Raw genomic sequence first — 6,594 nt, 5'->3', positions numbered from 1 at the left:
TCTGCACTCGCCCACCACGGCGATCACCGACTTCGTCGCCGTCGCCGAACAACTCGCCGACGACGTGCGTCGCTCCGGCGGGCGTGTGCTCCTGCACACTCCCGTCATCGACATGCGGCAGGACCACGACGGGGTCGAGGTCCTCACCGGAACCCCCGAGGGCGAGCGGCGCATCCACCGCTTCGACCGTCTCGTGGTCTGCGGCGGCCTGTACGGCGACGAACTCGCGCGGATGGCGGGATCGACCGCCGACCCCAGGGTCGTGCCCTTCCGCGGCCACTACCACGAACTCGTCCCCGAGCGCCGCCACCTTGTGCGAGGGCTGGTCTATCCCGTCCCCGACCCCAGGTACCCGTTCCTCGGGGTGCACCTGACACGCCACGTCCACGGTGAGGTCATGGCCGGTCCCAACGCCATTCTCGCGACGGCGCGCGAGGGCTATCTGGCCCGTGACCTCGACTCGCGCGAACTCGCGCGGACACTCGCCTGGCCCGGCTTCTGGAAGCTGGCCCGCCGCCACTGGACGATGGGCGTCCGCGAGGCCCTCGTGTCGTCCTCGCGGGCGGTCTTCGCCCGCCAGGCGCGTCGGCTCGTACCCGAGATCAGCGCCGCCGACCTGCGCCCCGCCGGATCCGGGGTTCGGGCGCAGGCGCTGGGGCGGGACGGTGCCCTGCTCGACGACTTCCACGTCGACACCCATGGGCGGGTGGTGTGCGTGCGCAACGCCCCCTCACCCGCGGCCACGTCCTCGCTGGCGATCGCCGAGTTCCTCACCGACCACCACGTCCCCGAACGCTGACTGTGGCCGACCGGGACAGGACGTCCGCGGGCGGTTCCGGGAATGTTCGGGGGTGTGTCGGAGCGGAGTTATCCACAGGTTCGGGCGCACCCTGGTGAGGGGACCGAAGCGCTTCGATCATGGATGGGGACGGGGAATCGGGAGGGGCCCGGGACCACCGTCGGAGGTGCCCATGACCATGATCGGACGGCTCGTGGCGGCACTCGCCGCCCTGATCGCACTCGTACTCACGGCGGCCCCGGCCGCCGCCGACCTTGGAGGAGACGTGGACGGCTTCACCGTCGGTTACCTGCCCGCGCAGGTCGACGAGCAGACGTCGGTCGACGAGTTCGACTACGAGTGGGGCGACGTGTCCTTCTCCACCCGCGTGTGGGAGAAGGCCTTGGAGGGCGGAGGCGCCAGGGTCGTCCTCCAGGTTCTCGTCATGCGCGGGGACCGGCTCGCGGACCTGGACTCGGTCCGCGCGTTCCTCGCCGAGTACCACGAGCGCTCCCCGGACGACTGGGAGCTCGACGAGTTCGACAACCAGGGGGTCCGGGCCCTGCACGGCGAGACCGAGGCCTTCTGGTCCCCCGAGCCGGGGGTCGCGGTGGAGGTCCGGGACACCTTCGGACTCCTCGGCCAGGAGGAACTGCTGGCGACGGCGCGCGGGATCAGTCAGCGTCCCCTCGTCTGACGGAGCGGTGCGGCCGCGTCCGCCCGTCGTGTCGGACGGGCGGACGCGGCCATGGGCCGGCGATCCGGGCGGAGGCTCAGCAGCCCGCGAGCACCTCGCGCAGGGCCCGCGCCTCGTCCGGGTCCACGGTGAGCTCCCACGTGTGCTTGACCTCGATCCAGGACACCGCGTAGTCGCAGTGGAAGGACTCCAGCGGGGGTAGCCAGTCACCCGGGTCCTCGTCGCTCTTGGAGCGGTTGCTGGAGGCGCTGACGGCCCACAGTTGAGGGGAGGCGTCCAGGTCGTTGGCGAAGCGTTCGCGCTCGGCGGTCGTCCACTCGCTCGCACCCGAACGCCAGGCTTCCTTGAGCGGAACCATGTGGTCGATGTCGATGTCACCGGCCTCGTTGAGGGTCTCCCCGTCGTACTCGCTGTACCAGGTACCGGAGACCGGTTGGCACTCGTCGTCGACCTCCACGTTCTCACCGTCACGCAGCAGGACCACCTGGCGGGCGGTGCAGTTGTCCCGCACCCCCGACTCCCAGTGCGGGAAGAGGGAACGGTCGTAGCCGGGAGGATCGTTCTCCTCCACGATGCTCAGTTCCTCCAGCAGTTGGAGAGCCCCGTCCGCGTCGGGGGAACCGTTCGCCGGCGTTTCGCCGGCCCCTTCGGTGGGTGCCCCGTTGGCCGCGGTGCCACCGGTACCCGATTGGTCCGACTCCTGGGGGCCGAGGTCGATCACCCCCATCTGGTACAGGGCGAGTGCCGCGACGACGACGAGGACACCGGCGGCACTGGTGAGGATCTTCTTGGACATGGGGGTACTCCAACGCGGTCCGATTCCCCGGGCGGGGTGCTCCGGGGCGCCCCACCAGCTTGGCGCATGCGCGGGCCAGGGGGAACAGCGCCGGGCCGGCAGGGACTCGCCTCACGCGTGGAGAGGGAACGAGTGCTCGGGAGGAGACCGCGGGGATCGGCCGGGGAGACGCTAACCGGAGAGGAGGTCGTACACGAACGATCCCACGAGCAGCAGTCCGATGCCCGCGCTGTACAGCGATGCCCGTGTCCGGCTCAGTTGCCCCCGGAAGGTACGCCACGTGTACAGGACGGCGCCCGCCAGCACCAGGGCCCCCTCGACCACGGCCGTCGCCACCGGGAGCTCCCACAGACCCAGGCCGAGCAGGGGCAGGTCGCCGTCACCACCGGGCAGGACGGGAAGGTCCGGGCGGTGCACGACCAGGTCGAGCAGCCAGTGGCTGAACACCACACCGCCGAGGACCAGACCGGCGTCACGGCCCCATTGGTCTCGGAGGAACAGGTGTGTCAGCCCGCCCACCAGGAACGCGAACACCAGGTTGCTGACCAGGGCGTGCGAGAAGGGTGCGGTGATCAAGAACGAGCCGTATCCGGTCAGATCCGGCTCGGCCGGTTCCATGCTCTCCGCGCCCAACAGCGCCAAGGGCCCGAAGGCCAGATCCGGCAGCTGCGTCGCTACCAACAGCGCCCCCATGGGCAGCGCCGGGCGCCAGGCCTTGACAACACCCGCGACGCCGAAATGTCCGGCCAGCATCAGTGTCTTCCTCTCGTCGGCGCGCCTTCGGCGCCCTTCTCGGCCCCGATTCGTGCGGGCCCGGTGTCGGGCCAGCTCTGGAAGGCCCGCACGAACCCCTCGACCAGGAGTTCGTAGCTCTCGTCGACGTTCTCGGGCAGCCCGAACCCGCCCTGTGCCTCCAGGTCCACGAATCCGTGCAGTGCGCTGCGCAGGGCACGGACGGCGTGCACCGCCTGGTCGCCGTCGATGCCGAACCCGCTCAGGACTGCCGTGAGCACCTCCACCGGAATGGCGTAGACCCGTCGCGCCTCGCGGTCGTCCCCGCCGGGGGCCCGCTGGAGCGCGGCGTAACGACCTGGATGGGTGTGCGCGTAGCGGCGGTAGGCCGCGGCCACGGCGCGTAGTGCGTCGACCCCGGCGAGGCCGGTGGCGGAGGCACGCAGCAGCTCACCGAGTTCGGCCGCTCCAAGCAGGCCGACCTCGCGCCGCAGCCCGGTCAGGCCGTCGACGTGCTTGTACAGGCTCGGAACCGCCACCCCGAACCGTTTGGCGACTGCCGCCAGTGAGAGGGCGTCAAGACCCTGCTCGTCGATGAGCCGGGCCGCCTCCTCCGCCACCAGCCGTGGGGACAGTCCGGCCCTAGGCATCGGCACGCACCCGCTCGGCCAGGTTCAGGAGGGCGGGCACGACGACATCGGGCCGCTGGGACTGCGGGTAGTGACCGCACTCGGGGACCATCTCCACGGATCCGCCGACCACCGAGGCCACCCACGCGGCCTCGGCCGCGGGGTCCGGCCAGTCCGGATCCTGTTCGCCGACGAGCACCACGGCCTTCGCCCTGAGGCCGCTCGTCTCCAGAACCTCTTCGTTGGGCGCGTAGATGGTGGAGAACACGGCCCGGAAACGGTCCGCGGGGCGCAGCATCGCCAGGACGCGTGCCTTCTGCTCCTCGTGTCCTTCCGGCTTTCGACCGGCGTGCAGGCTGTCGTAGAAGGCCACCAGTGCCCTGGGCGCCCAGGGACGGACGAGCAGCAGCCTCTGCGCGATCCTGGCGAACGGGTTCGGCTTGGCGTTGCGTAGGAACGGACCCAGCAGGGCGATCCCGGCGACCAGGTCGGGGCGCTCCTGGGCGGCGATGGCCGCCGCGGCTGCGCCCATGGAGCAGCCGACCACGATGGCGTCGGTCCCACCGAGTTCCTCGATGAGCGCGAGGGCGTCTTCGGCGGCCGCGCGGTTGTCGTGGCGGTCGAAGGTGGTGTCACTGTCGCCGTGGCCGCGCAGGTCCATGACCGCGACTCGGAATCCGGCTGCGGCGAGTGCGGCGCCGACGAACCGGAACGAGGCGCGGTGGTCGAACATCCCGGGAACGCAGACGACGAGCGTGCCGTCGTTTCCAGGGCCGTAGAGGTCGTAGGCGATCCGCCCCTGTGGGCGGTGGAGATGGTGCACGTCGAGCCCCTCTGTATTGGCTAGTGCTTATAGCCCAAAAGCTAAGCCTGTTAGCTTTCTCCTGTCAAGGCCACCAAGGAACCGAGGGGCGGCGCCGGGGCGGGATTCTTCCCGGTGGCCCCCGGCGTTGTGTGTGGCGGATGGTCACCCCAGCGGGCCCGATAGCGTGGGGTACGAGGAAAACCGGGTGATCGTCCGCAATGACCCGGCCTACACTTCCCAGCAGATCGGGCCCGGGGCCCGCCCTAGCGACAGAGAGACGACAGTGACCGACATCATCGACGAACTCCAGTGGCGCGGCCTGCTCGCGCAGACGACCGACCTTGACGCACTCCGCAAGGCGCTCGCCGATGGTCCGATCACCCTCTATTGCGGATTCGACCCGACGGCGGGCAGCCTGCATGTCGGTCACCTCACCCAGATCCTTACCCTGGCCCGCTTCCAGCAGGCGGGGCACCGTCCGATCGCGCTGGTCGGCGGTGGTACGGGGCTTATCGGTGACCCCAAGCCCACCGCCGAGCGGCAGATGAACTCGGTCGAGACGGTGCTGAACTGGGTCGACAACCTGGGTACGCAGCTGTCGGCCTTCCTGCGGTTCACTCCCGAGGGCGAGCAGCCGGAGCCAACCGACGCGATCCTGGCCAACAACGCCGACTGGCTGGGCGAGATCAACGCGATCGAACTGCTACGCGACGTCGGCAAGCACTTCAGTGTCAACCAGATGCTCGCGCGTGAGACCGTCCGCAGCCGTCTCGACGGCGAGGGGATGAGCTACACCGAGTTCAGCTACGTGCTGCTCCAGTCCTACGACTACGTCCAGCTCTACCGGCGCTACGGGTGCACCCTGCAGACCGGCGGTTCGGACCAGTGGGGCAACATCACGGCGGGGCTGGACCTGGTCCGCAGGATGGACGGCAACGAGCCGCACGGCCAGGCGCACGCCCTGACCACCAATCTGCTCACCAAGGCCGACGGCACCAAGTTCGGCAAGACCGAGTCGGGCAGTGTCTGGCTCGACCCCGAGCTGACGTCGCCCTACGCCTTCTACCAGTTCTGGTTCAACGCCGACGACCGCGACGTCATCCGTTACCTCAAGGTGTTCAGCTTCCTCAGCAGGAGCGAGATCGAGGAGCTGGAGCGCCAGACCGAGGAGCGGCCGCAGGCCCGCGCCGCCCAGCGCGCCCTGGCACAGGAGCTCACCACGCTCGTGCACGGTGAGGAGGAGTGCCGCAAGGTCATCGACGCCAGCCTGGCCCTGTTCGGCCGTGCCGACCTGGCGGAACTGGACGCTCGCACGCTGGAGGCCGCGCTGTCGGAGGTGCCCAAGGCCGAGGTGTCGGGGCCGGTCGAGGAACTGCCGACCGTCGCTGAGCTGTTCGCGCAGAGCGGTCTGACCAACAGCAAGTCCGCCGCCCGCCGTGCCATCCAGGAGGGTGGGGCGTACGTGAACAACGTGAAGGTCGCTGACGTCGAGGCGCGGATCAGTGCGGCTGACGTCCTCGAGGGACGGTTCGTCGTGCTGCGCAAGGGCAAGCGCAACGTCGGTGGAGTCATCCTCGACGGAGCCTGACCCGCGACGCCTCCGTACCGATCGGGGCCGATGTCCTTGGGGCGTCGGCCCCGACGCGTGCGCGGGTGTGATCGCGGGGGTTCGGGGATGTGCTGACGGTTGTCGACGGGATGGGAGTTTCGATGAGGAATGTCCTGGGCAGGTAGCGAGTTGACAGTGACAGAGCCGACGCGGTCACCCGGTCCTGGTGTGAGGTCCGGACGCGTCAGGGGCCTGAAGATGCCGCCCGGACAGGGGCGACAGGGCCCCGGATCCACGGGTTGCCACCCGATCCGGGGTCTGGTTTGACGTCCAGAGGTCATCTCCCTATACTCGAAAGAGTCGCTGCGGGACGGCGAGCGATCCTCAGGGGTCAGCTCAGAACCGGGCCGCACTCCATATCTTCCTCTCCTCATCGTGGTTCGGGCATCCACTTGAATCCGGTAGAGTCGGGGAGTCGCTTTCCAGACCGATGGTTATCACCGGAACGGATACGACGCAGGTGGAACAAAGACGGGTGCTTTACCCCGTTCGGTTGATCCCAAACCGCCGATTTGGCGGGACACGGAACACCTGATAAAGTAAAGACA

7 protein-coding genes are annotated in these 6,594 nt (G+C 69.2%); 3 read left to right on the top strand and 4 right to left on the bottom strand.

The annotated features are described in order from the left end of the window. Together lhgO and D471_RS0118190 are read left to right on the top strand one after the other, a co-directional pair. A partial coding sequence (lhgO, locus tag D471_RS0118195; protein ID WP_017599938.1) for an L-2-hydroxyglutarate oxidase occupies positions 1-799 on the top strand: 799 nt, incomplete at its 5' end. A gap of 172 nt (positions 800-971) precedes the next feature. Beyond that, entirely contained in the window at positions 972-1,475 is a 504-nt protein-coding gene (locus tag D471_RS0118190; RefSeq protein ID WP_017599937.1) for a hypothetical protein, read from the top strand. Between the two features lie 76 nt (positions 1,476-1,551). Here D471_RS0118190 and D471_RS0118185 read toward each other — a convergent pair whose 3' ends face one another. From D471_RS0118185 to D471_RS0118170, 4 genes are all read right to left on the bottom strand, one after another. Next, positions 1,552-2,271, bottom strand: a complete 720-nt coding sequence (locus D471_RS0118185; protein ID WP_017599936.1) for an HNH endonuclease family protein — start codon at positions 2,269-2,271, stop codon at positions 1,552-1,554. A gap of 171 nt (positions 2,272-2,442) precedes the next feature. Beyond that, entirely contained in the window at positions 2,443-3,024 is a 582-nt protein-coding gene (locus D471_RS0118180; protein WP_017599935.1) for a hypothetical protein, read from the bottom strand. Then, entirely contained in the window at positions 3,024-3,653 is a 630-nt protein-coding gene (locus D471_RS34995) for a TetR/AcrR family transcriptional regulator (protein ID WP_051059214.1), read from the bottom strand. The genes D471_RS0118180 and D471_RS34995 overlap by 1 nt, the downstream gene beginning before the upstream one ends. Beyond that, positions 3,646-4,455: an alpha/beta fold hydrolase gene (locus tag D471_RS0118170; protein ID WP_017599933.1), complete on the bottom strand. Its 810-nt coding sequence runs from the start codon at positions 4,453-4,455 to the stop codon at positions 3,646-3,648. Before D471_RS0118170 ends, D471_RS34995 begins: the two co-directional genes overlap by 8 nt. Positions 4,456-4,720: 265 nt before the next feature. Between D471_RS0118170 and tyrS the strand changes: the two genes are divergently transcribed. Next, positions 4,721-6,025 carry a tyrosine--tRNA ligase gene (gene tyrS / locus D471_RS0118165; RefSeq protein ID WP_017599932.1) on the top strand — a complete coding sequence of 435 codons (1,305 nt, stop codon included), beginning with the start codon at positions 4,721-4,723 and terminating at the stop codon, positions 6,023-6,025. Positions 6,026-6,594: the final 569 nt, after the last annotated feature.

Source organism: Nocardiopsis lucentensis DSM 44048 (assembly GCF_000341125.1).
Taxonomy (GTDB): Bacteria; Actinomycetota; Actinomycetes; order Streptosporangiales; family Streptosporangiaceae; genus Nocardiopsis; species Nocardiopsis lucentensis.
This window is presented reverse-complemented; position numbering and strand designations above follow the sequence as displayed.